This window comes from Azonexus sp. (assembly GCF_049652925.1).
In the GTDB taxonomy this organism is placed as follows: Bacteria; Pseudomonadota; Gammaproteobacteria; order Burkholderiales; family Rhodocyclaceae; genus Azonexus.
This window is the reverse complement of the sequence record NZ_JBASFI010000021.1, coordinates 202,455-227,514: the sequence shown is the minus strand read 5'-3', so window position 1 is coordinate 227,514 and position 25,060 is coordinate 202,455. Positions and strand designations below refer to the sequence as shown.

The following is a 25,060-nucleotide window of genomic DNA, read 5'->3' as shown; positions in this document are numbered from 1 at the left end:
CTGATCAGGCCTTCGCTGCGGCTGGCTGATTGCCGGTATTGAGAGCGGGTTCGCGATTGCCACGGTCAACCGGATTTTTTGCCCAAAATCGAATTCCTCTTTTTGCCTTGGGCAGCGCGGAATCGAGTTCGGCCAGCACTGGCAGGTCGAGCGCCAGGGTGAGGTCTTCGGCTGAACGGATGCGGCGCTGGCTGAGCTCGAGGACGAGCGCAGCGCCTACGCCGAGCATGCCGCCGAGGAAGATGGAGACCAGCACGTTTAGAAAAACCTTGGGGCGGGAGTGCTGAGTCGGCTCGGTGGCAGGGCTGAGCACAAGTACGTTGGTCTGCTGCGACTGGCCTTCGAGGTTGGTTTGCGTCATGCGCTGGCCTACGGCCTCGTAGGCACGGCGGGCGGTTTCGACGTCATTGACCAGAACGCTGAGTTCGTCACGCTCGGAGCGGATGGCGAGGACGCGCTTTTTCTGCTCCTCGATTGCCTTCTTGAGTTCGTCCTGCTTGACGACTCCGAACTTGCTGGCAACGGCATTGCCGCCGGAGATGCGGCCGATTTCCTGGCGCAGTTGCTGACGCTGTTCTTCAATCTGGGCTTCAAGCTGCAGGACTTGCGGGTGGTTCTTGCCGAGGTTGCTACCGATTTGCGAAAGCTGCGATTCGGCGCGGGCGATTTCGGCTTTGAGGCTCTGGATCAGTGGGTTTTGCAGCACTTCGAGCGAGAGCTCGCTGGTGCCGCTCTTTTGCCGGCTGGATGCATCGGCGCGCTGGGCCTGGGCGGCCGAAAGCTGCATGGTCAGGTCATTGAGGCGGGCCGTTTCGTTGTCCATTATGCGGTCATCGGTAACGACGATCCCTTTTTCCTGCTGATAGGCGGAAAGGCGGGACTGGGCTTTTTCCAGACCGGCGCGCAGGCCTTTCTGGCGCTCTTCAAACCAGGCGCTGTACTGGCGGGCCGGCTCGACCCGCATTTCGATGGAGGTGTCGATGTAGGCCTGGGCAAAGGCGTTGGCGACCGCAGCGGCAAACATCGGGTCGGCGCCCGAGAAGTTCACATTGATGACATTGCTCTCGCGGGAGGGCTTTATGTCGAGTTTCTTTTGCAGAAATTCGGCGTAGTAGCTTTCCAGCGTGCCCTTGCCTTGGCTGGCTTCCTTCCATTTCTCGACTGCATCGGCGCTCTTTTCGAACCCGAGCAGCTTGACGACGCGGGTGGCGACGCGGTCGCTGTTGATGATATCGATCTGCGTCGCCATGTAGCCGGGCGTCATCATGCCCTGCAAGAGCATGCCGGCGATGGGGTCGGGCGATTTGACATCGATGACCAGCGAGGTAGTGGCGGTGTATTCCTTCGGCAGGATCAGGCTGATGACCAGCGTGGTCATCACCGTGACGCCAAAAATCGACAACGCCAGCTTGCGGCGCGCCCAGAGGATGAGGAGGAATTGCTGAAAAGTCATGCGGGGCTTTCGGTGATCTTCTTGGAGAGACGCAGATTTAAATCGGCTTTGTCATCCCCGCGAAAGCGGGAATCCAGTTCTGGTTATGGATCCCCGCTTTCGCGGGGATGACGCGTTGATCGGTATCTATTTAGAAGAAGCTTTCCTGAACATAAAGAACGTCGTCGGCTTGAATGAGATCGGACTTTTCCGGGGAGATGATTTGTATCTTGCCGTCCGGACCGCGACGGTGAATGCGCAGGCCGCGCTCAGTGCCGCGAATGGTCGTTCCGGCGCTCTGGGCCAGGCCCTGCAGCACGGTCATGTTGCGCTCCAGGCGATAGGAGCCGCCGCGCTGGACTTCGCCGTAGATGTAGAAGACGGGGGCGCGATGAACGTAGATGATGTCGCCGCCCAATACCGGAATATCAAGATCGGTGTTGCCGCTGATGAACATGGCAGGGATGTCGATTTCCTGGCGGTAGGCCTTGCCGTCGCGCAGGCCGGAAAGAATGATGACATCGGCGCCGCCGGAGGGAATGGCACCGCCGGCCGTGGCCAGCATGTCGGTCAGGCGGGTGTTGCCGGTTTCAATGGGGTAACGGCCCGGGCGATTGACCATGCCGAGGATGGAAACCTGGTTGCCCTTAAATTGCATGAGCAGGATGTTGACCTGCGGCTTTTGCACAAAGCCGCCTTCGCGCAACTTGTTGGCAATGGCCAGTTCAGCATCGGCAATCGACAGCCCGCCGAGCTGCACGGCACCGATCAGCGGATAGGTGACGGCGCCGCTTTCGGCAACGCGGGTTTCAACGGTGAGGTCCGGGTTCTGGAAGACGCTGATCTTGATGGCATCGCCGGCCCCCAGGCGGTAGTCGACCTGCTTGCCCTGCGCGTGCGCGCCGGCGATCAGGCCAAAGGTGACGAGAATGCCAAGGAGAAGTCTGTTTAGGTAGCTCATGGATGGTTGGTTTCCGCTTTACTTGAGACCGGCAATGCCTTTGTTGACGGCTGCCTCGGTTGGGGAGGCAGCGGCCTTTGGCTGCGCTTCGGCAGGTGCAGGCGCGGCAGCAACGGCTGGCGCCGGTGCGACAAATTCGCCAACGTATTCAATCTTGGCCTTTTCACGCAGCTCTTTCATGGTGCTGCGGGCGGCGTCGGATTTTTGCTTGTTGTTGATAAAGTTTTCGATGAAGGGCTGGGCCTTGATTTCATCCATCGGCTCGGGCTTGCTGGCGAGCACGGTGATGAAGGCGACACGACCCTGGTTTTCGATCATCTGGACCTGACCATCCTTGGCCTGGGCCAGACGCGGCAGCAGTTCGAGGGCGAGTTGCTCGGCCGCCTTGACGCTGACGCCGCCGGCTACTTCAACACCCTTGGCCTTGAGCCCGGTGACGACTTCAGCAACGGAGGTCTTGCCGCTGCCCAGTTGCGCCTTGACGCCGGCAATGATTTCCGGCGTGGCAGAGAAGGCTACTTCTTCAATGCGGTAGATCTTGCGGTTGGCAAACAGCTCAGGGTGATCGTTGTAGAACTTGTGGATTTCATCGGTCGAGGGCTTGGCCTGCTTGGAAACCTTTTGTTCGATGAAGGCGCGGGCGAGAATTTCGCGGCGGGCGCTTTCGATGGCCTGCATGACGTTCGGCGTGCGCTCGAGCTTGGCTTCCATGGCCTGCTGCACGGCCAGCTCCTGGTCGATCAGGCTTTCAAGTACCTGGCGCTTGGCAGCTTCGGCCTTGGCGGCGGGAATGTTGGGCGTGCGCTGCAGCACGAAATTGATCTGATGAACGGAGATTTCACCGTCATTCACTTTTACAGCCACCTGGCTGGCGGCTTTTTTCTCGGGCGGACGATCGCCGCAAGCGCCAAGTACCAGGCTGGAAAGAACGATGGCAGAGATGGTTTTGAGCTTGTTCACAGGGTCACCTTAAAATTGGTTGCAGCGGATTCTTGAATGGCGTTGGTCACGTCAGTACTGGGCGCTGAGCGAGACAAAAGTGGTGCGGTCTTTGTAGTCGTAGCGGTCGTCGTTGACGTTGCGCTTCTCGAAGTTCATGCCGGCCTTGATTTCAAACCAGCGTACGGGCCGGTAGCCAATATCGAGGCCGGCCCGGGTTGTTTTGTCTTGACGCGGCTCGACACCGGCCGGCAGCGGCGCTATTTCGCCGTGATAGCTGCGCTTGCCATAGCCCAGGCGGGCGCTGGTGGAGATTTTGTCGGTAGCGGCCCAGCGGGCGCCGAGGTTAAGTTCGTCGAGCTCGTAATAGCTGGAGGTGGATAGCTGGAATGCAGCCAAGCCATGCTTGTAGCCAAAGGTAAAATTAGTCTTGCCGGTCGCCGCATAGACCAGATCAAGGTTACCGGCCCAGCCGCTGAAGTCGCGCGAGACAAAATGGTCATGCTTGCGTTCTAGGTATTCGAGCCGGCTACGCAGTTGCGTTTTGCCGGTGAGCAACCAGCTGGCGTCAAGCTCAACGCTGTTGTGCGAAAAACCGTTGTCGGCCTGCGCGGCAGTATTGAACTGGCGATTCGAGTAGCTGCCATCGAGCTGCCTGACGCGCAGCGCAACGGTGTTGCCGGAAACGGGGCGAAAACGGATGCCGTAGTTGAAGCCACTGGCTTCGTAATCACTTTCGGCCAGGACAGCCTGCTCGTTGGTCACGCTGTTGCGCGACAGGCCGAGGAAGGCGGCCCAGCTTGTGTGAAACCAGTAGTTGGCGGTGAAGCGCTCGTTTTCGATCAGGCGAACGTTACGCGCCCGATAGTTGTTGGAGGTGTAGTCGGAATAAGTGTTGAGCGACTCGGTACGATCAAGCGCGAGTTCGCCCGTCCACCGGGTGCCGACGGCCCACAGCCACTTGCCGTCGTAATTCAGGGCCAGGAAATCGAGGTAGCTGTTCCGCTTGTAACTGGTGTCGGCAAAACTGATATTGCCGATCAGTTGCTGCAGGCCAAAGGTCTTGTTGAGGTTGAGTCCCACCGAAGTCATGGTGATGGTGTCGGAACGCCCCTCCAGCCCGTAATTTGCCGGGTTGGCGTTGGGCGACAGACGGAACATATTGTTGTCATGCATCATCGTGACTGCGGCACTCAGATTGACGACATCGCCCTCGTTCGCCACCGCAACGGGGGCATGAACGAGCACTAAGGCCGCAGATGCGATCAGGATTTTTCGGCATGACATCATTCTTGAAATGTTACCACATTGCACTGCAGCATTTTTACCCAGGATAGCCGACCACACTAATGAAAGAAGGGGTTTTCACCCCGCCGAAGCTGACAGACCATTCAATATGCATGAACAGACCGGGCGGAATTCTACTTGTCCGGCAAACACCAGCAACAGCCCATTCAGACTAATCCGTGATTATCTTCACAATTTGCCGCCATAAATAAGAAACGCTTGCGTCATTTTGACGCAGCCAACCCTGAAACAATATCCGACGCGTGTTGCATTCCAATGACACTTGGCCGGCGATGGGATATCGGGTTGAGAGGGAGCGACGGTCAAATGCTCAACGCCGGTCGCGCCGGCGAACTACCTGTCGCTACCCGGCGGCAGCAATTCCCCGATCAAATCGGAGATCAGCCCGGCCGTTGTGCCATGGCGGTCGCGGTCCGGGTTGTATTCGACGATTTCGAGGGCTTTCAGCCCGGGCAGGCCACCGATTCGGCGCATGGCCTCGACGGCATCGTGCACGACCAGGCCATCGGGTTCGGGGCTGCCGACGCCGGGGGCGAGTCGTGGGTCGATGGCGTCTAGATCGAGCGTGACGCCAAAACCGGCCGGGGCGCTGGCGACGATGGCGATGGCTTCGTCGAGGCAGGCGGCAAAGCCACGGCGGAGTATTTCGTCGCTGTCGATGATGCGCACCTGCATGCGCTGCAGGAATTCGAGTTCTTCCGGTTCGTAGCTGCGCGGACCGAGGACAACGGTGTGGGCAGCGCTGATCTGGGTGCCTTCCAGCCCGATATTGAGCAGGCGCTTATCGCCACGGCCGAGCAGGCAGGCCAGCGGCATGCCGTGGATGGCGCCGGAGTAGCTGGTTTCCGGGGTATGGCTGTCGAGATGGGCGTCGATCCAGAGCAGGCCGATCGGTTCGACAATGGCGCGGGCAACGCCGCTCCAGGTGCCAATGGCGACGGAGTGGTCGCCACCGATGACAACCGGAAACTCGCCGGCGCGCAGGGCGAGCGCGACTTCGTCGGCGAGATTGCGGCACAGCGCGGCGATTCGTCCGGTGATCGAGGCATGATCGCCTTGCGGGGCAAACAGTGTCTTGCCCCAGTCGATTAATGGGTGATGTTCGAGTTCGTGCCAGGCTTGCGAACGATGAAAAGCGACCGGGCCGTCTTCGCAGGCGCGATCCTGCGCCCCGATGCCGCTGGCGGCGCCGATGATGCGGATGCGGCCGGGACTGCCTGGATGGCGGGGTTTCATGCGCCGACTGCGTCTAGCCGGGCGCGCATTTCAGTCAGCTCGGTTTCGAGCGCGGTCACCCTCGCCTTCAATTCCTCAATTTCCTGGTTGGGCGTATGCGACGCCTTTGCCGGCAGCATGGCTTCGATTTCCGGCTCACCGCTAAGCAGGTGCATCCAGCGGTTTTCGCGCGATCCGGGCAGGCGCGGCAGTTCAACGACCAGGGCGCCCTCTTCCCGGCTGGCCAGTTCTTCGAGGAAGGCTTCGACCGACGAAATGTCGGCAAAGCGGTGCAGGCGTTCGCAGTTGAGGCGCAGTTCGCCGGCCGTTTGCGGCCCGCGCAGCATGAGCACGGCGAGCAGCGCCGAGGCTTGGGTGGGCACGCCGAGTATCTTTTCGAGACGGTGCTCGAAACGGCTGACCCGGCTGCCGCTGATTTCATTGACCAGCCAGAGGCCTTTCAGGACATCGATGGCTTGAACGACGTCGCTCTCGCTGGCATCGATGACCGGACTCCGGCTGGTTTTCTGGTTGCAGCCGGCGAGCAGCGCATTGACTGAGAGCGGATAGGTGTCGGGCACGGTGCGCTGTTTTTCGACGAGGGTGCCGAGTACGCGGGTTTCCAGCAATGACAGCATGGGCAGTGATTCAGCCATGATTTTTGTTTCCTGAGCTTGGTTGAGTTGTCGGGGCCGGCACGGTTTGCGTCAGGCGCTCCGGGTCGCGTAGCCAGGCACGGTAGATTTGCAGGGCGACATGCGCGTCGTTGGCAGCGTATAGCAACTGGCGCTCGTTGAGGCGCGCACTGGCCCAGTTGCTGGTGCCGACTTTTTTCGATTTCTGGAATTTCTGACCGAAGTAGTGGGCGACGGCGACTTTTGCCCCGACCGTGCCGCGATGACCGGGCCCGCGCAGGGCTTCGCCAAGGTCGAGGACATTGGCCAGTTCGATGCCCAGGCGCGAACGCAGGGCGCTGCGGTCGTTACCAAGACCGAAGCCGACCTTGAGTACGTTCTGGGCGGCGAGGATTTGCCGCAGCACATCATGGTTGGCGGCGACGACGACGGGAAAAAGATAGACGTGTTCGTCGGTGGCCAGTTGAACGAGGTGCGGTCCTGTGGAAATCTCGCCCTTCAGGAAGGTGGGTTTCGACTCGGTATCGAAACCGATGGCCGGCACCGCCAGCAAGGCGGCCAGGGCCCGCTCGGCCAAGGCGGCATCGCCGACCAGCGTGATTCTGGCCATCGAAACACCGTTGTAGATCGGCAACTCGCTTGAGGCGAGCATGCTGCGGCTGATTGTCACTTCGCTCAAGTTCGTACGCTCCTGGTCCGTTCCATCTTCGTTGCCAGCTGCATCCATGTATCCTTCAGCTTTTATCCAGAAGCAAGTGTATGGGATCACGCCGGCCGACGGGCCTTTTCTCGCGCATATGGGCGCTGTTTTTCGGCCGCCCCGCCCCGCTTTCCGACTACGCGCGGGCCCGCCAGCTGATTGCGGCGGTTGACCGCGGCGGCATTCCGCTCAACCCGGCCAAGGTCAATGCCATCGCCCGCGATCTCGGCCTCGACGTGCCCCGCCAGGCGCCGGTCGAGGTGACCATCGAGCGCATCCGCAGCGCCCTGGCCCGCTCGACTGAAGCATGAGCAAGCCCTGGTTTCTGTACATGATCGAGTGCGTCGATGGCAGCATCTATACCGGCATCGCGGTGGACGTGGCTGTTCGCTACGCCGCTCATTGCGCCGGCACCGGCGCCCGCTATACGCGCTCGCACCCGCCGCTCCGGCTGCTTGGCTACGAAAACCATCCTGATCGTTCATCGGCCTCAAAGGCGGAATACCGGATCAAGCAGTTGTCACCCGGCGAAAAGCGCCGGTACGCAGCATCATTGGCCCTCGGCGAGGCTGAGGCTTGACGCTGCCTATGCCGACGAACTTAGAATGCATGACGATGACCGGCGAAGAAAAGCCCGGCCCGATTTCGATGGAGACTTGAAATGCGAGCAGCCCTGCGTGCGTTTGGACTATTCCTGACGGCCGTCATGATGCTTGGCGTGGCCTGGGCAACGCCGGCGCCGGAGACCAAGGCGCATGGCACCGAGGCGGCGACAGCGGAAGCCAGCCTGATCGTTTTCAACCGCACTTTGACGGTCTTCCGCGCCCACTTTCTCGGGGCGACGCCGGCCGTGCGCGCGGCACGAGCCCGCTCGGTGATCGAGGAGGCCTTGCGTCAGGGCGGCGAATTGGTCGTCACCATCAGGACCAATCCCGAAGGGCAGTTGATCGTGCTCGATGATCGTCTGGCTTTCGTCATCACGGCCGGCGATGCCGACCCGCTGCTGCAGGAAACACCGGAGGCGGTCGCCGGGCAGGCGGCGCGGCGACTGGAGCAGATTGTGGCCGAGACGCGGGAGTCGAGAAACATGGAGTCGCTGCTCAAGGCGCTGGGCGCCACGGCGCTTGCCACGCTGGTCTTCGGCTTGCTGTTGTGGACGCTGAGCCGGCTGCGCGGCTGGCTGGCCAACGCGCTGTTGAGCCGGGCCGAGCGCAAGGTGGAGACCCTGAAAATCGGCAACCTGCAGCTGATCGAGGGCGAATACCTGATTCCTTTCCTGCGCCGCCTTCTGATCATCCTGCGCTGGCTGGTGGTACTGTTGCTGAGTTATGAATGGCTGAGTTTCGTGCTCTCGCGTTTCCCGTACACCCGGCCGTGGGGCGAGCGCCTCAACGATTACCTGCTGAACGTGGCGGGCAGCCTGCTCGAGAGCATTCTCGGGGCGATTCCCGGGCTGGGCGTGGCGCTGGTGATTTTCATGCTGGCCCGTGTTTTCATCGGTTTCCTCGGGCGTTTTTTCGAGCGCGTGTCGCATACCGGGGCGCCGGTCAGCTGGCTGGAACCGGAAACCATGCCGACGACGCGGCGGCTGTTCGGCATCGGCATCTGGCTGTTTGCCATCGCCATGGCCTACCCTTATTTGCCGGGCGCCCAGACCGAGGCATTCCGGGGGCTGTCCGTGCTGCTCGGCCTGATGATCTCTCTTGGCGCATCGAGTGTTGTTGGTCAGGGTGCGGCCGGGCTGATCCTGACTTATACGCGGACTATCCGGGCCGGTGAATACGTGCGCATTGGCGAGCATGAAGGCACGGTGGTGAAGATCGGCATATTCACGACCTGCATTCGCACCGGCCTCGGCGAAGAGCTGACGCTGCCCAATTCAATGATCACCGGGGCGGTGACCAAGAACTACTCGCGCACCGTCGATGGCGCCGGCTATGTCGTCGATACGACCGTCACCATCGGTTACGACACGCCGTGGCGACAGGTCGAAGCCATGCTGATCGACGCGGCGAAGCGGACTCCGGGGATTCTCGACAATCCACCGCCCGTCGTCTTTCAGACCAACCTTTCCGATTTCTATCCGGAATACCGGCTGGTTGCCCAGGCTATCCCGCACAGCCCGCGACCGCGCGCCGAGGTGCTGAGCCAGCTCCACGCCAATATCCAGGATGTCTTCAACGAATACGGCGTGCAGATCATGTCGCCACATTACCTCGCCGACACCGCGCAGGCCAAGGTGGTGAAGCCGGACGACTGGTACCCGGCGCCGGCCAAACGTCCGCTTTGAATTTTGGGCAAAATTTCCGGTTGACCGTGGAAGTCAGCCGCCGACGATCAGCGCATCGGGCACTTCAATGATTTCGTCGGTGCCGATGCGGATGGTCGTCACATCGCCTTGCCGGGTGTGGGTCAGCGTATCGGGCGAATCCGCGGCGACCGGCAGGCCCTTGATGAAGAGAATGCGCCGCGTTGCACTCAGCGCGCCGGGCGGCAAACGGACTTCCAGCGTGGCGGCGCCATCGAAACCACGGCGAATGACGAAGGCGTCGCAGCGCAGGCTGGCCACCGTCGAGCTGTAGGCGCATGGTAGCGTGGCCGCGGCATGATATGGCGTGCCGGCAATCAGCGCGTCGCTGCTCGCCGGCCTTGGTGCCAACGCCTGGCCGGATAAACCGAGTTTCAGGGTGTAACGGCTGCTTTCATGGCGCCGTGCTGCCGCCCGCATGAGATAGACGCGCACCGTATAGACGCCATCGGCCGGCAGCGGGCCGGAAAAACGACCACCCGAGAGGTTGCCGACGAACATCGACAATTCGGAATCCGGCGGATTGAGGTTGAAATATTGCTGACCGTTGGCGGCGGCCAGCGACACATCGAGCTTCTGGCCGGCGTGGCCGGTCAGCTGGTAATCGACGAATTGCCGCCCGCGCAGGGTGGCTTTGATCACCTTGGTGCCGGCCGAAAGGTCGAGCTTTTCTGACCGACCCTCGCTTCGCACCAGCCTGGCGCAACCGGACTCGGCGAGGTAGCGCCCTTCTACCCAGCCGGTGATGCCCTGGTAGCTGATCTTGCACCAGCGGGGATTCGCCGCGGCTCGTTGCTGCTTTTCGGCGGCGGACAGCGTGGCGAACTCCTGGTAACTCAGCCCTCCCTGACAGCCCAGGCTGCGCAGGCAGTCGGCAGCCGCCGGCAGGCTGCCGACCGGCGTCGATGCCAAAGCCGGTTCGGCCCGCACAACGAGCCCGGAGCCGGAGGCAAGCCCGCTGACCCGGTAGTGGTCGGGACCGTCGGCAGTCGCCTGGGCAGCCGAACCGGTAGCCAAGGCCAGGAAGCCAAGCAGGCTGACAAAATATCCGTGTCTTGCACGCATCATTATCCCAATCAAATACCATTCGTTCATACTTCCGGCCATTTTATGGGGGCTGCCTTCCGCCTCCAAGCCAACCCGACAAATTACCCAGACCGACGCGCCATGACGACTCGCACCGCTCAAATTTTCCGCCTTGCCAAACCTTTCTGGCTGCATGCCAAGGGGCGCCAGAATGCCTGGCTTCTGCTCGCCTTCCTGCTCACGCTGGTTGCCCTCAACACCGGCCTGATGGCCTGGAATACGCAACTGACCAAGGGCTTCTACGATGCCCTGCAGAACCGCGACACGGCGGCCTTCAATTCGAACCTCGTGCTGCTCTTCGTCGCCATCGCCTTCATCGTTGCCGTCGCCGTGATCAGAGGCTACATGGAGCAGGCGCTGGAGATGAAGTGGCGGTGGAGCCTGACCGACAACATGATGGGGCGCTGGTTCAAGGACCGCAGCTATTACCGGATCGAGCGCGACAACATGCTCGACAACCCGGACCAGCGGCTAACCCAGGACATGACCGAATACGTCAAGCTGATGATCCAGCTGTCGCTGGGTTTCGTCGCCAATCTCGGCGCCCTCGGCACAATGGGCTGGATTCTCTGGCACACGGCCGGGCCGATGACTTTCGCCATCGGCGACGGCTCGATCACCATCCCCGGCTACATGTTCTGGCTGGCCATTGTCTGGGGCGTTCTGCAGACCATCGTCACGCACCTGGCCGGGCACAAGCTGGCCGGCGTGACGGTCGAACAGCACAAGGTCGAGGCCGATTTTCGTTTCGCCCTGTCCAAGGTGCGCGACGCCGCCGAACAGATCGCGCTCTATAAAGGCGAGGCCGTCGAACAGAGCCGCCTCGGCCATCTGTTCTCGGAAATCCGGCGCAACTGGTCGGACCTGATGCGTTATCACATCTTCCTGAATATGGCGTCGGGCAGCTTTGCTGTGGTTTCGCTGCTCGTCCCGATCATCGCCATTGCGCCAAAAGTGCTGTCGGGAGAACTCGGCATCGGCACGCTGATGCAGGATGTCTCGGCCTTTGCCGAAACGGCCGCGGCCATTGCCTGGTTTGCCCGCTCCTACAGCGACCTCTTCCAGCTTTCCGCCGTCGTCCAGCGTCTGAACGGCATGGATACCGCCTTGAACCAGGCACCGCCCACGGGCATTGGATTCGACAACCAGTCGCCATCGGCCAGCGTCGAAGGCGAGAACATCGCCCTCACCCTGCCCGATGGCAAGCCGCTGACCAACGTTGATGCGATGGCCTTCGCCCCCGGCGAACGCTGGCTGTTACGCGGCCCGTCGGGTACCGGCAAAAGCACGCTGCTGCGCGCCATCGCCGGCCTGTGGCCGTTCGGCTCGGGGCACATCAGCCTGCCGCGCACGGCACGCGTGATGTTTACGCCGCAAAAGAACTACCTGCCGGACGGCACCCTGAAAGCCGCACTGACCTACCCGCTGCCAGCCAGCGCGGTCGACGATGCGACCTGCAGCCAGATGCTGATCGACTGCAACCTGCCGCAATTCGCTTCGCATCTGCATGAAGAAGCGCGCTGGGGGCATCGCCTGTCGCCCGGTGAGCAGCAACGTCTGGCCTTCGCCCGCGCCCTCCTCTTCAAGCCGGACATCCTGTTCCTCGACGAAGCGACCAGCGCCCTCGACAACGCGACGGAAGCCCATATGTACCAGCTGCTGGTCGACAGGCTGCCGGGGTGTACGCTGGTCAGCGTCGCCCACCGCACTACGCTCGAGGTCTATCACGACAAACAATTGAATCTCAGCGCAGCGTTGCCGGCAATGGCTTGAGGCGGGCCCGCTGGCCATTTCATTTTTGGCCATTTTTTCCGGTTGACCGTGGCATCCGGATTGGCCAAAACGTCTGCGCTTGCGGTGTTTAGTACAGCTTCTCGTTGAATGCCAAAGCGATTGTTCTGTGCTTTTCGTATGGACAATCGTTGGAAAAAAACACACTTGGCAGATTTCATTGCTGTAGCAAGTGTGCCGCTTTGCAGATTTGTGCATCACTGAAAAGTGAGCGTTTCTCATGCCCGACTTCACCAACAATGCGATCAAGCTCGGCGGCGTCATTTCACAGCGTCCTCCATTTCGCCCGCCACCCAATATCTGGCGAACGATCACCATCACTTTTGACGATGTGGCCAGCGGCACGGCTGTTGATTCAACCTACGCCGGCTCGGGCGTTACCTTTGCCAGCGTGACTTATCCGCCACGCACGTGGTCTGCCTTTGCCAAAGAAATGCCGTGGGGTGGAGGCCAGAGCTGAAAAAATGTCCTGACCATCATCGAGGCCGATCCCTCCTATCCCTGGTTCGATGCACGCTACGGCGCCCTCGAAGCGACTTTTTCCCATTTGCAGCAATCGGTCAGTGTCTGGGCCTATGCGATGGACTCGCCCGAAGGCTCGGGCAATGCCGACAACCGGCAAATATCTGGGCAAAGTGCTGACGCAGTTGGGGGTTCACGATGCCAACTTCCTTGGCCACTGGCATCCGCTGAGCATTTCCTCGCCCAACCGCAACATCGCCAAGGTACGTCTCTCGTCGCAAGCCAACGGCCTGCCCTGGACCTAAACCGCCTTCGATAACCTGACGTTCGACCGGAATATCTTCGCCAGGCCATAGAGCGACAGCCCGGAGTAACAAAAAAGCGCCCGAAAGGCGCTTTTTTTGTTTGAGGAGTGCTCGAGAGAAAGCTTGTCTCAGCGCGTGTTTGGCGGTGTTGCCGATTGCCCGGACGATGACGGCGACAACGGCGTCGGCGGTGGCCATGAAGGAGGCGGACTGGAGTAATCCGGAAGGATTGCCGGCATTGGCGCGGCGGCTCTTGCCCGTGCATTTTCTGCGGCTTGCCGCTCGGTATAGGCCTTTTGTCGCTCAAGTTCTTTCTGGGCGGCAACCGGGTCTGATACCGACTCGCTCGGGCTTATCTTTTCGATTATCGCTCCCTTGTCGCACGGAACGTCGGAATAGACAACTTCTCCGGAACGCGTGTGGCAGGTAAAGACGTCGGCCTGGGATGCAGTGGATGCAAGCAGAAGTGCCAGAAGGATGGTGTAGCGCATGGATATCTCCCTTCGATACTTTCTTAATCTACTCTCCAAACATTGATGCTACAAGATGGCCGCGTGCAGACCAATTGATCGCCGCGAGTCTAGAAAACCGACTCGTACGGCACTATCTGCGAATCACATGCCGGACCAGTCGAAGCGATCTGACCGTTGATCCGTTTGAGCAACTCGGCTTGCGCGGACAAGCTACCGTTGGTGTGGCCCATACAGTAGATTTCATCGACAAATTCCATGAACTGGTGAAACGACAGCCGCCCAATCCGGAGGTCTGTGTATTTCTGCATGTAGTCGGGAACCATATTCATATCCTTTACAGATTTTGTGCACCGCACAACACCGTACACACTCTAGGCCTGCGAAAGAAATATGTCTTCCCGTGTTTTGTAGCCGTTTGTGACTGCAGAGAAATGGCTTATCCAGTAAGTAATTTGGACCTTTGCACGCTTTAACAGAGTACGAAGGCCAACATGGCAGGATCATCGAGAAAATTCAGTACCGCGTAGGTGCTTAGCCGATAAAATTGAATCTGCAATTGGGCAACTAAACCGAGATTCAAAGGCGGCTCTTCGACGACGGCTTGTATGACTGCTTCCACCAGAATTTATCCTGCGCCCAAACGTAGGGTGATTACCAACCCAAAAAAGCAAAAAGCCCCGAATAATCGGAGCCTTAAGCAGCCTTGTATTGCTTGGCGGAATGCACAAGATAAATTTGGGCACTGGCGGACTACATTTTCATTTACGAACATTTTCAATAACAAACCATTTGTTAATGCCACACAGACCTGCTGAATGGCATTCTCGACTTGAGGCTCACACTTCAAGCCATATCGCATCGGAGAATGTGGCGGCCTGAGCAAGTGCTGGCTCCAGTATTGTCCGAAGTTTCGCCACCACCTCAGAAAGTGGCGTCATGGTGATCTCGTTCTTTTTCAGGAAAGCATGCCACATGGCCTTGCGCGATGAGTCAGTAGCAAACTCGTCCGTCAGGCCAACGGGCAAGATTGCCGGAATGGACATTCCACGCCGGACGAAGGTCGCGGCGATCGCTCTCGCGAGCGTATTGGCATTCAGTGCCTCGCGGTCTAGCAACACCCACAGGTCCAGGTAATCCTTCAACCGGCTGTTGGTCATGCCAAGCAAGGCGATGGCGTGCAGCTTTTCCGAGATGACAGTATAGACCGGGTATGTCCGCAACCGAGGTGACGGCATGTCTGCAATCAGCACAGGGTAGACGGCGTTAACCGGGCCGGGCGTGACCGCATCACCGAACCCGATGTCAATCTGCGTCTTGCAGCGTGCCTTGGCAATTTGGCCGGAAATCAATACCCGTGCGCCGGCGTACCCCGCATCCTTGCGAATCTCCTCGACACTTACTGATGCCGGATCAAAAGTAATGCCGTCCTCAACCTCGACGCTGGCAATGTCACGAAATGTCTGCGCGATCGATTCAAGGTCACTTGGCCCGAAGCCGAGCAGATCGGCATCCCGCGTGGTCCGGTGTGGCATGTCGTACCAGAGAGTGAACAGCAACGCACCCTTTAGCAAAAAGTGATTGGCGTGCGCTGACTGGCTCAACCGGTAGAGGATTCTTTCCAGTGCGAAGCGCACAAGCACTTGGTTGAAGTCCGCACCCTGAGCCTTGGCAACATTCAGCAGCCGTGCCCGGACCGATGCGGCGAGATCCTTGTTCATTCCACCACCTCGAGATACGGGCGCATTACGTTGGCGACCCGGCAAATTTTGGCAAAACGCCAGAGGTCATCGGCCGAGGCCTTGTTCTTTGCGCGCGCATCTTTCAGCGCCTCCAGCGCAACGTCGAGTCCGACCTTGTTGCGATGTTTGAAACAGTCGGCAACAGTCTTGGCCACGCAGTAGACGCGCAGCTTGACCTGATCTCGCTCAACGACCTCAATCCCTTCGGAATAGGCTTCACCAGCAAACTGAACCATCTTGACTGGCGGGTAATCGATCTTCGGCGTATGACTGCCACGCGGCATGGCAATCCACACCTGTCGCGGCAGTTGGGTGGTCAGTTCATGAAACTGCAGAGCGGTGAGCAGGCAGAAGACCGCCTGCGGCACTTTGGTTGCAATGGTGATCAGGCTCTCATACTCGGAACCGTGAGCGTCTGGTAGTCGGTAGATGCCACGCCCAGCCTTTTCCAGCAGGCCATTGGCCGTCATGCGCGTCAGAACTACTCTGGGAGCCCCGATAGTATTGAGATCGCCTGGACGCAGCACTCCCTTCTGGCTGACCAGATCAAGGACACGTTGGGTGTGAGTGTCGTGGCGCATGGCTGAGAAAGTATGTTCCATATATTCGTCGAATGCAAATAAGTGACGAATTATTGGAACATTTCTATGGAGGGATCGAACCCAGATTCGGAATTCAGCGCCAACCACATGCGAGCCTTGAGACGACAGTCATCAAGGAGCCGCCGATCTCTGATGAATTTTTCGACTAACTCAAAAAACTCAAATCAGGCGAAAAATATCCAATACGCCCATGCGTTAACAAATTTCCTCGGAAGCGGAAAACAAAAACGCCCCGAAAGGGGCGTATTTGCTTGATAGTTGGCGGACACGCAGGGATTCATATAACCGCCAGAATCGACCTATCTGCAAGCCTCTACAGAATTAGCGATTTCGAGTTGCCCCGAATGTTGCCCCGCTACTGCTTGCGCTGGAACAAAACCTTTAGCCACAAATCATGCCACGCCAGATAGCATTGTAGCCCATGATTCCAGCAGATCAGCGCGGGCGGATGCGCGGCCTTCCATTGAGCGAAATTCACGACTTGTGCAGGCATGGCAGTTACTCCGGGATCAGGTTGGTATAGACATGCCGGCGCTTCTCGTCGAACGTGTCCGGCCCGAGCGGCGGAATTGAAAAGCACATCATTCGGCCCATGACGATGCAGTCGGCGCGGCCGGCGCGTTCGTGGGCCTCGAAGTACTCGCGCATCTGGCGGACGGTCGCCGCCTTCGGAAATGGGGGGATGCTGTTGGTCATTTCGGCCACGACTCACTCAGGGTCTGGACGTCGCTTGCGTGGCCTCCAGCCTTGTCCGCCAGGCTTCCAGCTTCAGCCGCACACTCGCCGAATACGGCAATGGCGGCATCGGCTGTCGCACGGCAGGCATCGGCGGAATTTCCGGGCAGGCCGTTGCGGATGGTGTTGAGGGCGAGGCGCAGCTTGTCAGCAGAGTCACCAGCAGCAGCGACAGCAGCACGGCGTTTTTCTTCCCGGTCGTTCGCGTCATTTTCGGCCTTTCGTATCTGGGAAATCATGGATTGTTCGCGCTGGCGAGCGGTCTGCTCGGCGACGATCTGGGCGGCCAGTGCGCGGCCCTTCTCGGCGTCCCACTTGGTCTGCACATGGTCGGCCCCTTTTGACCAACCGAAGGCGATCAGGGCTCCAATCACCAGCGCGACGGCGAGCGCCTGGGCTGCGAAGCGGTAGGGGTCTGGGATCAACTGCAGCGGGTTCATGGGATGAATATCCTATTTCCTGATTTCGGCGGGATCGTCTGCAAGTGGCACCATCCCGGCGTTGCCTTCGGGTGTTCCATCCATAGCCCGACCTTGGCCAGCGCCGGAAGATTGGCAGCGCACCACTTGTCGAGCGTCCCGTCCGGGTCGTGAATGTCGCAGGCCTGCCCGGTCATGTGCCGGGACCGCTTGGCCGCGTTCGGCGTGGCCTGATTGACCGCAGGAGGCCGCCAGCCGGAATTGACCAGGCTGTTACTCTTGCCAGCCACAAGTAGCACGCCGGCATTCGTCGCTGAGAACAGCAGCCGATTGACGAGCGAAACCGTGTTTTCGGCGTTGAACCGGATGGCATCGGTCAGCGACGAGGCGTAATCCTTGTCGCGTCCCATCCAGTAATCATCAAGCGTGATTTGCGTGGTCATGGCGAACCCTTCGTTCTGTTCCTGCGTAGTCGGTTGATCGGCGCAGCCGTGGGGCGCATTCCGGCCGGTAATAGCTGTGTGGCACCCCGGCATGCCAATGCCGCGAAGTCACGATCTGAACGAACGCAATGGCCGCCAGCATTGAAAGGACGAACAGGTCAGGTACCAGCCCCCAGACCAATGGCGCGGCCATTCCTACGCATGCCACCGTGCCGAGCAACAGGAAGGCGGCGCGAACGTCGGCGCGGACCTTCTCGCTGCTTTTCACTGACCGGCAGAACACTGAAAAGAAGATGGCGGCGCACAGCATTTCGTGCAGTATCAGAACGGCGTAGTGGTTCATTTTTTGCCCTCGCCGAACTTGCCTAGAAGGGCAGCAACGGCCAGGCCGAACGCATCCAGAACCGGGCGCCAGCCGTTGCCGAGGGCTGAAATCAGGAAGGCAACCGGAGCAAGCGACTCGTTGACCGGGAAGTCCCACATGCGCTCGGCGATGCTCGAGAGAAACACGGTCAGGACGACAGAGGTCAACATGCAGCGCAGCAGCAACCATGCGCCGGCCGCTGCAGATGCCGTTTCGGTTGTCGATAGCGGCCACAGAGCGCCGGCTAGTGCCGCAAAGGCGATCAGCGCATAAGGGCCAGCCATCGGCCCAAGTAGCGCCACGGATAGCATCGTCAGGCTAATTCCGGCGCTGGTTGCGGTTGGTTCTGCCATTTTTTGTTTTCCCTGAAATGAAAAACCGCCCGGAGGCGGCTTGATTGAGTGCGCTATCGCCACTCAGGTGGCAGGACTTCATCCATGCGGGCCTGCGTGATCAGGCCGGCAGCAACAAGTGCCTGCAATCCAGCCAACGTGCGGGCGTCCTTGTATACGATCTCTTCAGCGCAGAGCATCCGGTCATACCAGAGCTTTACCTGCGCCACGCTCATAGTTGCCGTAACGATGGCGAGTTGCTCGACTTCAGTAAAACGATCCATGAACTGAAGCGATGATACGGAATGCGGAATTGCAGGCATGGTGGTGAGAAATGGCCGACCATCGCCGCCGGGAACAATGGTCTTTCCAGATGACTGCCCAAGCCGAAGCGCAGCATATTCTTCATCCGAAATATCAACTGCATCCGGCGGAGTTGCCGACGCTTGCAACGGATATAGGTAAAAGCCATTTGTGGCAGGGGAATATTTCATGGGCATTTTATTTTCCTAGCGCAAACCATTTTGAATTGACGCCACTGTCCCGGTAATAGTCGAACCCAGACAGACCATTAAGATGCAGCGAGTAGTTATCGACGCTGTTGCTGACCACAGTCGAGTAATGCGCTTTCGAGCCAAGGAAATAAACCGATGTCGTAAAAGAGATCGGGAACACGATAGAGGCCAGACCATTCGCCCCGACCCCGGTGTCTCCCCACTGAAGGATTAACCCGTTTGAAAAAATCATGTATCCGTCGGCTGAGGCGAGCAACGTTCCAAGACTTAGCGTGCTAGATAGAACGCCGGCAACGAGCGACAACCCGGAACCGACGGCGATCTCCTCCGGAGCCCCACCACCTGAAGTGGAGCGCCCGATCAACTTTCCGGTGGTCATTGCGGCATGCTTCGCCCAGGTGATGACTCCGTTGGCAATCTTGGCGGCAGAGCTGACGGTGCCATCCATGATGGTGGTGGCAGAGTCTGCAGAGTCGGCAGATGACGCATGCGCCGCATTCGCAACATAGACAGACCCGATAGCCGCCACGATCTGGGCGGCCGTTGCAGCACTGATACTCCCATCGCCAGCGCTACGCAGTAATCCGGTCAACGCCCCGATGGCGGCCTGAAAATCAGTTTCGTCAGCATACGCAGCGGTACCCAATCCGCTAGCCGGGGTGACGTTGAGCCATTTGGTCGAGACGCCCGGTGTTTCGGTGGCGACGTTGGCAACGCTTTCCTTGAGCAACCAGACGGCGCCGGAATGAAACGCGCTGGCCGGAATAGCAAGGGCACCCGAAAGGCTTGTCCACAACCCCTTGTAATTCGCGGCGGCCATTACAATATCGCGGGCGGATGTTGCCTCGGAAGCCTTTGTGGTCGCCGTTGATGCTGCGCTGACAGCCGTGATCTGCTGGGCATTAACTGTTGCCGCAGCATCGTTTGTTTCAGTGACGAACACTGGAAGCGCGGCCATGAATTCATCGCCACGCGCTGCAAAGTTTACCGGGTCTTGACGCGACGGAGGCGCCGGCAAGGCTGTGATAGGCATCAGATCATCCCTTCGATGTTGATAGTGCAATAGGAGTCATAGGCGTAAGCGACGTCGACTTCGAAGTCACGATAAAACCCATAAATGAGCGTCGATGAATAGCGGTCTGAGCCGATCCAGACGACGGGCATAGCGCGATGCGCAGAGAGCACGGCATGAACTCGGTCGACATCGCCGTTCGGCAGAATCAGCTTGACGCCCATGCGCTTGCTGAACGAGCGTTGAACCAGCGTTGCATTGCCGAAATCGTTGACCGTTTTCTTGGAATAGTCGTTGATGCCAAGTGACGTTCCCCGCATCGTTCCGCCAAGCTCCGATTTCAGGCCGATGATGCACATGCCGCAGGAAACCTGACCAACCGGCTTCGAAATGATGATTTCGAGAGTTGCCTCGCCAAACACCGGAATATCGGTCATCACGGCGTAGTCTTTTGCTTCAATCGGATTGAAGAACCAATCGAACCAGTCAGTGATTCCCGAGTCATCAATCATCGAAGTGACCTTCTGATAGATGACGGTGGCGCCGAGCCGCATTGTGACAGTGACCACGGAAGCATCAACCCCAAGCAAGGCAACGGAATCAATGCGGCCAGGCTGCAGCGTGATCGTGATGTTCTCGTCAGCCACCGTAGCCGTGCCAACCTCGCCATCGAACATGGCCCAGCGATTGACCGGGCCGGCATCGATCCACCATGTAATGCCCGATGTTTCGGGGTCGTGGTTCAGGTTGGCCGCCTGGACGGATTCCCAGATGCGATGTCCTTTGATCACAGACTGACCAACCGCATAGGGATAGATTGATTCCCATACTCCGAAATCGTTTTCTGGCACGTTGCTGGAAAGCAGAATGGCGTCAGTTACCGCCGAAGGGCGAATCAGTTTCATGCTGCTCTCACTTCCGGCATTCCATCGATGTCGAACTTCTCAAGGCTCTTCGCCGTGCTCTTCGTGTTCGAGGCGATGACGGCATGGCCTGAGCGCGTTTCTGATCTGAGCGTTGCCACTTCCTGACGAAGGGCTCGAAGTTCAGCCACCATGTTTTCGAAGTTGTCCATCAGCGAGCCGGTACGATCGCTATTGACGATGTTTGATGGACCGGTAATTTCCATTTCCGGGCCGTTCTCGCCAACCAGGCGCAATCCGCCCGAGTGCGTGCCACCGGATGCGAACGAAGGCACCGACCATGCGCCATAGCGGCGCAGCATTTCATCGCGCCATGCCGCCGATTCGCCGGCCAGCGCGTAGGGGCTATCGCTCGAGCTGAAGGTGAAACCGGCACCTGTATTGTCAATGAATAGGCCCATTGATTCAGAAATGCGCTGCATCGCGCCGGCCGCGTTCTGGACCACATCGCCAACCGCCGTTGTCGAAAAGAACGAGGCCCAATCGGTTGCTGCCTGGCCGTAATTAGCCACCATTACGGGCGCTTGCCCGCCGTTCATGGAATCGAGCATGGCGGTCAATGTAGCCAGCTGCTCATTGGCTACATCAAGCTGACTTTGCGCGATCGGGATTTGTCGCTCGGCAATGCCGGTAACAGCATCTACCGTACCGACTACGGACGCGAAATCGCGGGCATACCCGGTTGCCGTGCTGATCTGCATCGACGCGGCCAGGAAGGCGTCAGCATAGGTTTGTAGGTTGTTGGCAGCGTTGATGTCGCCTAGCTTGGCCTGTGATGCCGTTGATTCGTAGGCGCGCTTGGCTTCGGCGTATTGATCGGCCGGAGACAGCGAGCCAGAACCAGACAACAGGCTGGCGCGGTAGGCGTCGAGGTTGTCGACAATGGCTTCGAACGATGAAATCAGGCTTGATGCCGTCGAAGCGGCCAATTGCGCTGCCGTCTGCCCGTTCTTCAGCGACTGCTCGGCAGCGGAGCGCTGGAAGTCGTAGAACTGGGCAATCTGGCTGGCCTGCATTTCACGCGCCGAATTGGCTTGAGCAGCCGCGGCGGCGGTAGCCTCTTCGATGGTCGGCGTCAGTGACGCGAAGGCACCTTGCAGCCCCATCAGGACAGTAAATGCCGTGCGGCCAGCCTCTGTCGAAAGGTCAAGCGAATCGACCAGATCACGGAACCCCTGACGGGTGGTCGGCATGGTCTTGTCGAGCTTGTCGAACAAGGTCGACATCTCTTCCCATGCCTGCGCAACCTGATCTTGCTGCGAGTAGAAATTGCCGTAGTACGAGGTAAATGCCGTGTTGAATGTTTCGATTGAACCGAACAGGCCAACCAGCGCATCGGATGCTTTCAGAACGCCGTCCAGGTTGTTGGTGCCAAACGTTCCGGACATGGTGCGGCCCATCAAGTCAAGCACGCGACTTACGGCGCTGCTTTCGGTAATGATTCGCTCGAATGCCGTCACCCATGACTCGCCACTTGCCCGCAACGAATCAATGGAAGGCACAAGAATCGCGCCTATGGTTTCGGAAAGACCAATAGTTGCCGATTCGACTACGTGCTGAATGTCGGTAGATCCAGACTGAAATTCATAGACAAAGCCCTGCATCTTTGCTGCCAGGGAGGTGTCATCGAAAGTCTCCCCGAGCATGATGAAAGAGTTGCGGACGCCGCGATAAACAGCGTCCATGATGGAATCTATGTCGTCAGGAAGAGCGTGCCACTCAGTCCACTCGCGGCCACCACTGAACAGGCCACCTGTCTTTTTCATGTTGACGCCATAGGCGCCATAAAATCCCTGGCCAGACTCGCTGAACGTGCCGGCAGTCTGGGTTCCCGTCTGGTACTTTGAGCCGAACAACGCACTCTGAATGCCGTAGTGGATCTGTGCCGAGAGCGATCCGCCGCCCATGATGGCGTAAAACTGAGAGTTGACGAAGTCATCGCCGAAGATGGCGCGGGCAGGCTCATCGTGAGCGGCGCGGATAGCGACCTCAGCGTCCCACAGCGCAACATCGGCCTGTTTGGCGTAGTTTTCCCAGCGGATACCGGCCTTCCAGGCTTCGGACGACATCCACATGCCGGCAACGATGGCAGCAACCCATGCAATGGTTGCTACGCCGCCGGCTGCGCTTGATCCGCCGGCCGCAGAACCGCCAGCGGCCGAACTTCCGCCAGCCGCAGCACCCGTGCTAACGCCGGACCAGGAGCCATTTGCGGCAATCAATGCACCAAGGGAATCCCCACCAACCATGCCGACGCCATTTGCATAGATAAGCGAGGCACCTGAAGCGCCAACCGTCGTTCCAGACAGGCCAGCCAGGGCGCCATAGAGAGAATTTGCCGTGGAAAGGTTGTTGGCTGCACCAAGGTAATTTATTCCGCTGCCGTTGTTTGACGACCCGGTTCCACGGACGGCATTGATCGCCGAATTACCGGCCATGCCAACCAACTGGCCCGCCCCGTTGACCACGTAGTTGATGGCGAACTTGAGCGCCATCGTCTTGAACGTGTTTTCGAGAGAGTCGGCGAACGACTCGCCAAAGCTCTTGCCGGACTCGAAAGACCGGAACAGCGAATCAGTCAGCGAACGCTCGATGTCGTCGGCGAACTTGCCCCACGCCTTCGAGGCTTCGTTTGCCTCATTGACGGCGATTTCCTTGGCGGCCGTCTGACGTTTCAGAACGGACAGATCACGCAAGGCTGCGGCTTGACTGCGAGCGGCTTCGGCGGCTTCGAGATAGGCGTCCTTGAACTCGCCGGCATATCCTGCGGCGTTTTCCAGATTGGCGGCGTACTCTTCCTTTGCGGCTGCAACCAATTCCAGCTTGGAGGCGGCAAGTTCTTCCTGTGCCGATTTGGTCAGGCCAAGGTTGTTGAAATACTCCTGCGCCTTGGCGTTCTGATCTGCGATGTCCTTGGTTTCCTTGGCGCGTGAATCGGCCCATTCATCCAGCCACTTGCTGCGCTCTTTCAGTGCGTCTGCTTCGGCCTTGGCGGCATCTTTGGCGAACTTCTGTTCCTTGGTCAGCTTGCCGACGGCTTCCCGATATTCATCAACGGATAGCCGGCCTTTTGAATAGGCAGAATGCAGTGTTTCAAGGTCTTTCCAGTAGGTTGCATCGAGCCCGGTATCGCGGCCGGTCAGCTTGTCCATGACGGCGGCCAGGGCTTCGGCGTCTTTGATCGCTGACTTGCGGGCGTCCTTGGCTTCTTCTGCTTCTTTTTTGGTCTGGACGTGGCCCTTAGACATCTTGGCTTGCGCCTCGCTCAACGAGGATGCGGCCGATGCGGCGTCCTTTTCTGACTTGGCCAGCGTCACCATTGTCGTGGCGAGCTCGACAGCCTTGGCGTTGCCGCCGAGTAGGGTTGTTCCGAACTGATTGAAGGCGAGGCCAACGTCCTCTGTGCCACTTTTCAGGCCAGCAATCACCGGCATCAGGTTCTTGGCCGTGTCTAGCGTTACGCCAAGCTGCTTGGCCAGCTTTTCGGGGCCGGTTCCACCAAACGAGCCGGCGAGCTTATCCAGCGTTGAATAGTCACCAAGGCCGCCAAGCGATTCGCCGAACTTCTTTGACGAAACCATCTGCGTGGTGCGGATGTATTCCTGTTGAAAATTGAGCTGCTCGATGGTGGCGGCACGGACAGCCGCGCTCGACTTGTTGAACTCCTCATAGAGTTTGTCCATGTCGAACGTCTTGGTCGCTGCGCCAACGTCGCCAATCGCCTTGTCAAAATCCGACATGGCTTCTTTGAAGTCTTTGGCTCCACCGGCAGAGCTTGAGAAGGCCGCAACCAGATTCGGCAGCGCGGCAGCAAGCACGCCAACAGCAGCGCCGGCTGCACCGAAGCCAACCAGCATCTGCGGCAACTGCTGGCCAAGCGCTTTGGTTGCGTCCGTTCCGCCATTCACCTGGACGATAAAGTCTTGCAGTTGATAGCTGGTGTTTTGCAGTCCGCTACCGAACGAACGGCCAGTCGTAGCAACTCGAACCTGCGCGGCTTCCAGTTCGCGCATCTTGGCGAGAAGCGGCTCGAACTTGCTGGCATCAAGCCCTTTTTGGTCAATCTTGAATTCGAGCTTTTGCGATGCTGTCTTGCCGAATAGTTCAAGGTTGGTCGTTGCCCGCTTGATGGACTCGACGATTCGGCCTTCTGCGCGAGTGAATTTTTCGGCGCTTTCAGCAGCACCATTACCGATACCATCAACAGCCTGGCCGGCTTTTCCTGCCTCTGTCTGGAGGCGGCTGGCCATCTTCTCTGCTTTGTTGCCAAGGTTTTCTAGCGCAGCTTCGGCACCTTCCGAACTTAGCTGTACCTCGCCCTGGATTTTGAGATCGGACATCAACCACCCCTAAAAAGAAAA

At 59.0% G+C, this 25,060-nt stretch carries 27 protein-coding genes; 6 read left to right on the top strand and 21 right to left on the bottom strand.

Going from position 1 to position 25,060, the window contains the following annotated elements; genetic code table 11:
• Positions 1-4: 4 nt before the first annotated feature.
• The 7 genes from epsF to WBK19_RS10725 all read right to left on the bottom strand — a co-directional run bounded on the left by epsF (position 5) and on the right by WBK19_RS10725 (position 7,160).
• A complete protein-coding gene (epsF, locus tag WBK19_RS10755) occupies positions 5-1,453 on the bottom strand; it encodes a chain length determinant protein EpsF (RefSeq protein WP_511289559.1) in 1,449 nt (482 codons plus the stop codon).
• Between the two features lie 130 nt (positions 1,454-1,583).
• Entirely contained in the window at positions 1,584-2,393 is an 810-nt protein-coding gene (epsE, locus tag WBK19_RS10750) for a polysaccharide export protein EpsE (RefSeq protein ID WP_511289557.1), read from the bottom strand.
• A gap of 18 nt (positions 2,394-2,411) precedes the next feature.
• Positions 2,412-3,353 carry an EpsD family peptidyl-prolyl cis-trans isomerase gene (locus WBK19_RS10745; protein WP_511289555.1) on the bottom strand — a complete coding sequence of 314 codons (942 nt, stop codon included), beginning with the start codon at positions 3,351-3,353 and terminating at the stop codon, positions 2,412-2,414.
• 51 nt (positions 3,354-3,404) lie between these two features.
• Positions 3,405-4,580, bottom strand: a complete 1,176-nt coding sequence (gene epsL / locus WBK19_RS10740; protein ID WP_511289553.1) for an XrtB/PEP-CTERM-associated polysaccharide biosynthesis outer membrane protein EpsL — start codon at positions 4,578-4,580, stop codon at positions 3,405-3,407.
• Between the two features lie 393 nt (positions 4,581-4,973).
• Positions 4,974-5,876 (bottom strand): arginase, encoded by a 903-nt coding sequence (locus tag WBK19_RS10735; RefSeq protein WP_511289551.1) that lies wholly within the window; start codon positions 5,874-5,876, stop codon positions 4,974-4,976.
• On the bottom strand, positions 5,873-6,511 hold the full coding sequence (locus WBK19_RS10730; protein WP_511289549.1) for a YceH family protein: 639 nt from the start codon (positions 6,509-6,511) through the stop codon (positions 5,873-5,875). Before WBK19_RS10730 ends, WBK19_RS10735 begins: the two co-directional genes overlap by 4 nt.
• Positions 6,504-7,160 carry a 3'-5' exonuclease gene (locus tag WBK19_RS10725; RefSeq protein WP_511289696.1) on the bottom strand — a complete coding sequence of 219 codons (657 nt, stop codon included), beginning with the start codon at positions 7,158-7,160 and terminating at the stop codon, positions 6,504-6,506. The genes WBK19_RS10730 and WBK19_RS10725 overlap by 8 nt, the downstream gene beginning before the upstream one ends.
• 89 nt (positions 7,161-7,249) lie before the next feature.
• On the opposite strand from WBK19_RS10725, the gene WBK19_RS10720 reads away from it, so the two are divergent.
• The 3 genes from WBK19_RS10720 (at position 7,250) to WBK19_RS10710 (ending at position 9,480) form a co-directional block, all read left to right on the top strand.
• Entirely contained in the window at positions 7,250-7,501 is a 252-nt protein-coding gene (locus WBK19_RS10720; RefSeq protein WP_511289547.1) for a hypothetical protein, read from the top strand.
• Positions 7,498-7,770 (top strand): GIY-YIG nuclease family protein, encoded by a 273-nt coding sequence (locus tag WBK19_RS10715; protein ID WP_511289545.1) that lies wholly within the window; start codon positions 7,498-7,500, stop codon positions 7,768-7,770. The genes WBK19_RS10720 and WBK19_RS10715 overlap by 4 nt, the downstream gene beginning before the upstream one ends.
• Before the next feature lie 81 nt (positions 7,771-7,851).
• Entirely contained in the window at positions 7,852-9,480 is a 1,629-nt protein-coding gene (locus tag WBK19_RS10710; protein ID WP_511289543.1) for a mechanosensitive ion channel family protein, read from the top strand.
• 33 nt (positions 9,481-9,513) lie between these two features.
• On the opposite strand, the gene WBK19_RS10705 is transcribed toward WBK19_RS10710, so the two are convergent.
• Positions 9,514-10,566: an SH3 domain-containing protein gene (locus tag WBK19_RS10705; protein ID WP_511289541.1), complete on the bottom strand. Its 1,053-nt coding sequence runs from the start codon at positions 10,564-10,566 to the stop codon at positions 9,514-9,516.
• A gap of 99 nt (positions 10,567-10,665) precedes the next feature.
• Between WBK19_RS10705 and WBK19_RS10700 the strand changes: the two genes are divergently transcribed.
• The 3 genes from WBK19_RS10700 (at position 10,666) to WBK19_RS10690 (ending at position 13,142) form a co-directional block, all read left to right on the top strand.
• Complete coding sequence (locus tag WBK19_RS10700; RefSeq protein ID WP_511289539.1) at positions 10,666-12,357, top strand: ABC transporter ATP-binding protein/permease; 1,692 nt, start codon at positions 10,666-10,668, stop codon at positions 12,355-12,357.
• 238 nt (positions 12,358-12,595) lie between these two features.
• Positions 12,596-12,835, top strand: coding sequence for a hypothetical protein (locus WBK19_RS10695; protein ID WP_511289537.1), 240 nt, complete (start codon positions 12,596-12,598; stop codon positions 12,833-12,835).
• A 145-nt stretch (positions 12,836-12,980) separates the two neighbouring features.
• Positions 12,981-13,142: a hypothetical protein gene (locus WBK19_RS10690; RefSeq protein ID WP_511289535.1), complete on the top strand. Its 162-nt coding sequence runs from the start codon at positions 12,981-12,983 to the stop codon at positions 13,140-13,142.
• 128 nt (positions 13,143-13,270) lie between these two features.
• Here the strand turns inward: WBK19_RS10690 and WBK19_RS10685 are convergent, their stop codons facing one another.
• The 13 genes from WBK19_RS10685 to WBK19_RS10625 all read right to left on the bottom strand — a co-directional run bounded on the left by WBK19_RS10685 (position 13,271) and on the right by WBK19_RS10625 (position 25,039).
• On the bottom strand, positions 13,271-13,633 hold the full coding sequence (locus tag WBK19_RS10685; RefSeq protein ID WP_511289533.1) for a DUF4124 domain-containing protein: 363 nt from the start codon (positions 13,631-13,633) through the stop codon (positions 13,271-13,273).
• A gap of 89 nt (positions 13,634-13,722) precedes the next feature.
• Entirely contained in the window at positions 13,723-13,938 is a 216-nt protein-coding gene (locus WBK19_RS10680; RefSeq protein WP_511289531.1) for a hypothetical protein, read from the bottom strand.
• Positions 13,939-14,451: 513 nt separating this feature from the next.
• Positions 14,452-15,333, bottom strand: coding sequence for a nucleotidyl transferase AbiEii/AbiGii toxin family protein (locus WBK19_RS10675; protein WP_511289529.1), 882 nt, complete (start codon positions 15,331-15,333; stop codon positions 14,452-14,454).
• The gene (locus WBK19_RS10670) at positions 15,330-15,956 is read right to left on the bottom strand and encodes a type IV toxin-antitoxin system AbiEi family antitoxin domain-containing protein (protein ID WP_511289527.1); all 627 of its coding nucleotides are present in this window, start codon (positions 15,954-15,956) and stop codon (positions 15,330-15,332) included. Before WBK19_RS10670 ends, WBK19_RS10675 begins: the two co-directional genes overlap by 4 nt.
• 498 nt (positions 15,957-16,454) lie before the next feature.
• A complete protein-coding gene (locus WBK19_RS10665; protein ID WP_511289525.1) occupies positions 16,455-16,661 on the bottom strand; it encodes a hypothetical protein in 207 nt (68 codons plus the stop codon).
• The gene (locus WBK19_RS10660; RefSeq protein WP_511289523.1) at positions 16,649-17,131 is read right to left on the bottom strand and encodes a DUF2514 family protein; all 483 of its coding nucleotides are present in this window, start codon (positions 17,129-17,131) and stop codon (positions 16,649-16,651) included. Before WBK19_RS10660 ends, WBK19_RS10665 begins: the two co-directional genes overlap by 13 nt.
• Positions 17,128-17,553 (bottom strand): hypothetical protein, encoded by a 426-nt coding sequence (locus WBK19_RS10655; protein ID WP_511289522.1) that lies wholly within the window; start codon positions 17,551-17,553, stop codon positions 17,128-17,130. The genes WBK19_RS10660 and WBK19_RS10655 overlap by 4 nt, the downstream gene beginning before the upstream one ends.
• Positions 17,531-17,896, bottom strand: a complete 366-nt coding sequence (locus WBK19_RS10650) for a hypothetical protein (protein WP_511289520.1) — start codon at positions 17,894-17,896, stop codon at positions 17,531-17,533. Before WBK19_RS10650 ends, WBK19_RS10655 begins: the two co-directional genes overlap by 23 nt.
• A complete protein-coding gene (locus WBK19_RS10645) occupies positions 17,893-18,270 on the bottom strand; it encodes a hypothetical protein (RefSeq protein WP_511289518.1) in 378 nt (125 codons plus the stop codon). Before WBK19_RS10645 ends, WBK19_RS10650 begins: the two co-directional genes overlap by 4 nt.
• 53 nt (positions 18,271-18,323) lie before the next feature.
• The gene (locus tag WBK19_RS10640; protein WP_511289516.1) at positions 18,324-18,743 is read right to left on the bottom strand and encodes a hypothetical protein; all 420 of its coding nucleotides are present in this window, start codon (positions 18,741-18,743) and stop codon (positions 18,324-18,326) included.
• Positions 18,744-18,750: 7 nt separating this feature from the next.
• Positions 18,751-19,797 (bottom strand): gp53-like domain-containing protein, encoded by a 1,047-nt coding sequence (locus tag WBK19_RS10635; RefSeq protein ID WP_511289514.1) that lies wholly within the window; start codon positions 19,795-19,797, stop codon positions 18,751-18,753.
• Positions 19,797-20,681 carry a hypothetical protein gene (locus WBK19_RS10630; RefSeq protein WP_511289512.1) on the bottom strand — a complete coding sequence of 295 codons (885 nt, stop codon included), beginning with the start codon at positions 20,679-20,681 and terminating at the stop codon, positions 19,797-19,799. Before WBK19_RS10630 ends, WBK19_RS10635 begins: the two co-directional genes overlap by 1 nt.
• Entirely contained in the window at positions 20,678-25,039 is a 4,362-nt protein-coding gene (locus tag WBK19_RS10625) for a hypothetical protein (protein ID WP_511289510.1), read from the bottom strand. Before WBK19_RS10625 ends, WBK19_RS10630 begins: the two co-directional genes overlap by 4 nt.
• Between the last annotated feature and the right edge of the window lie 21 nt (positions 25,040-25,060).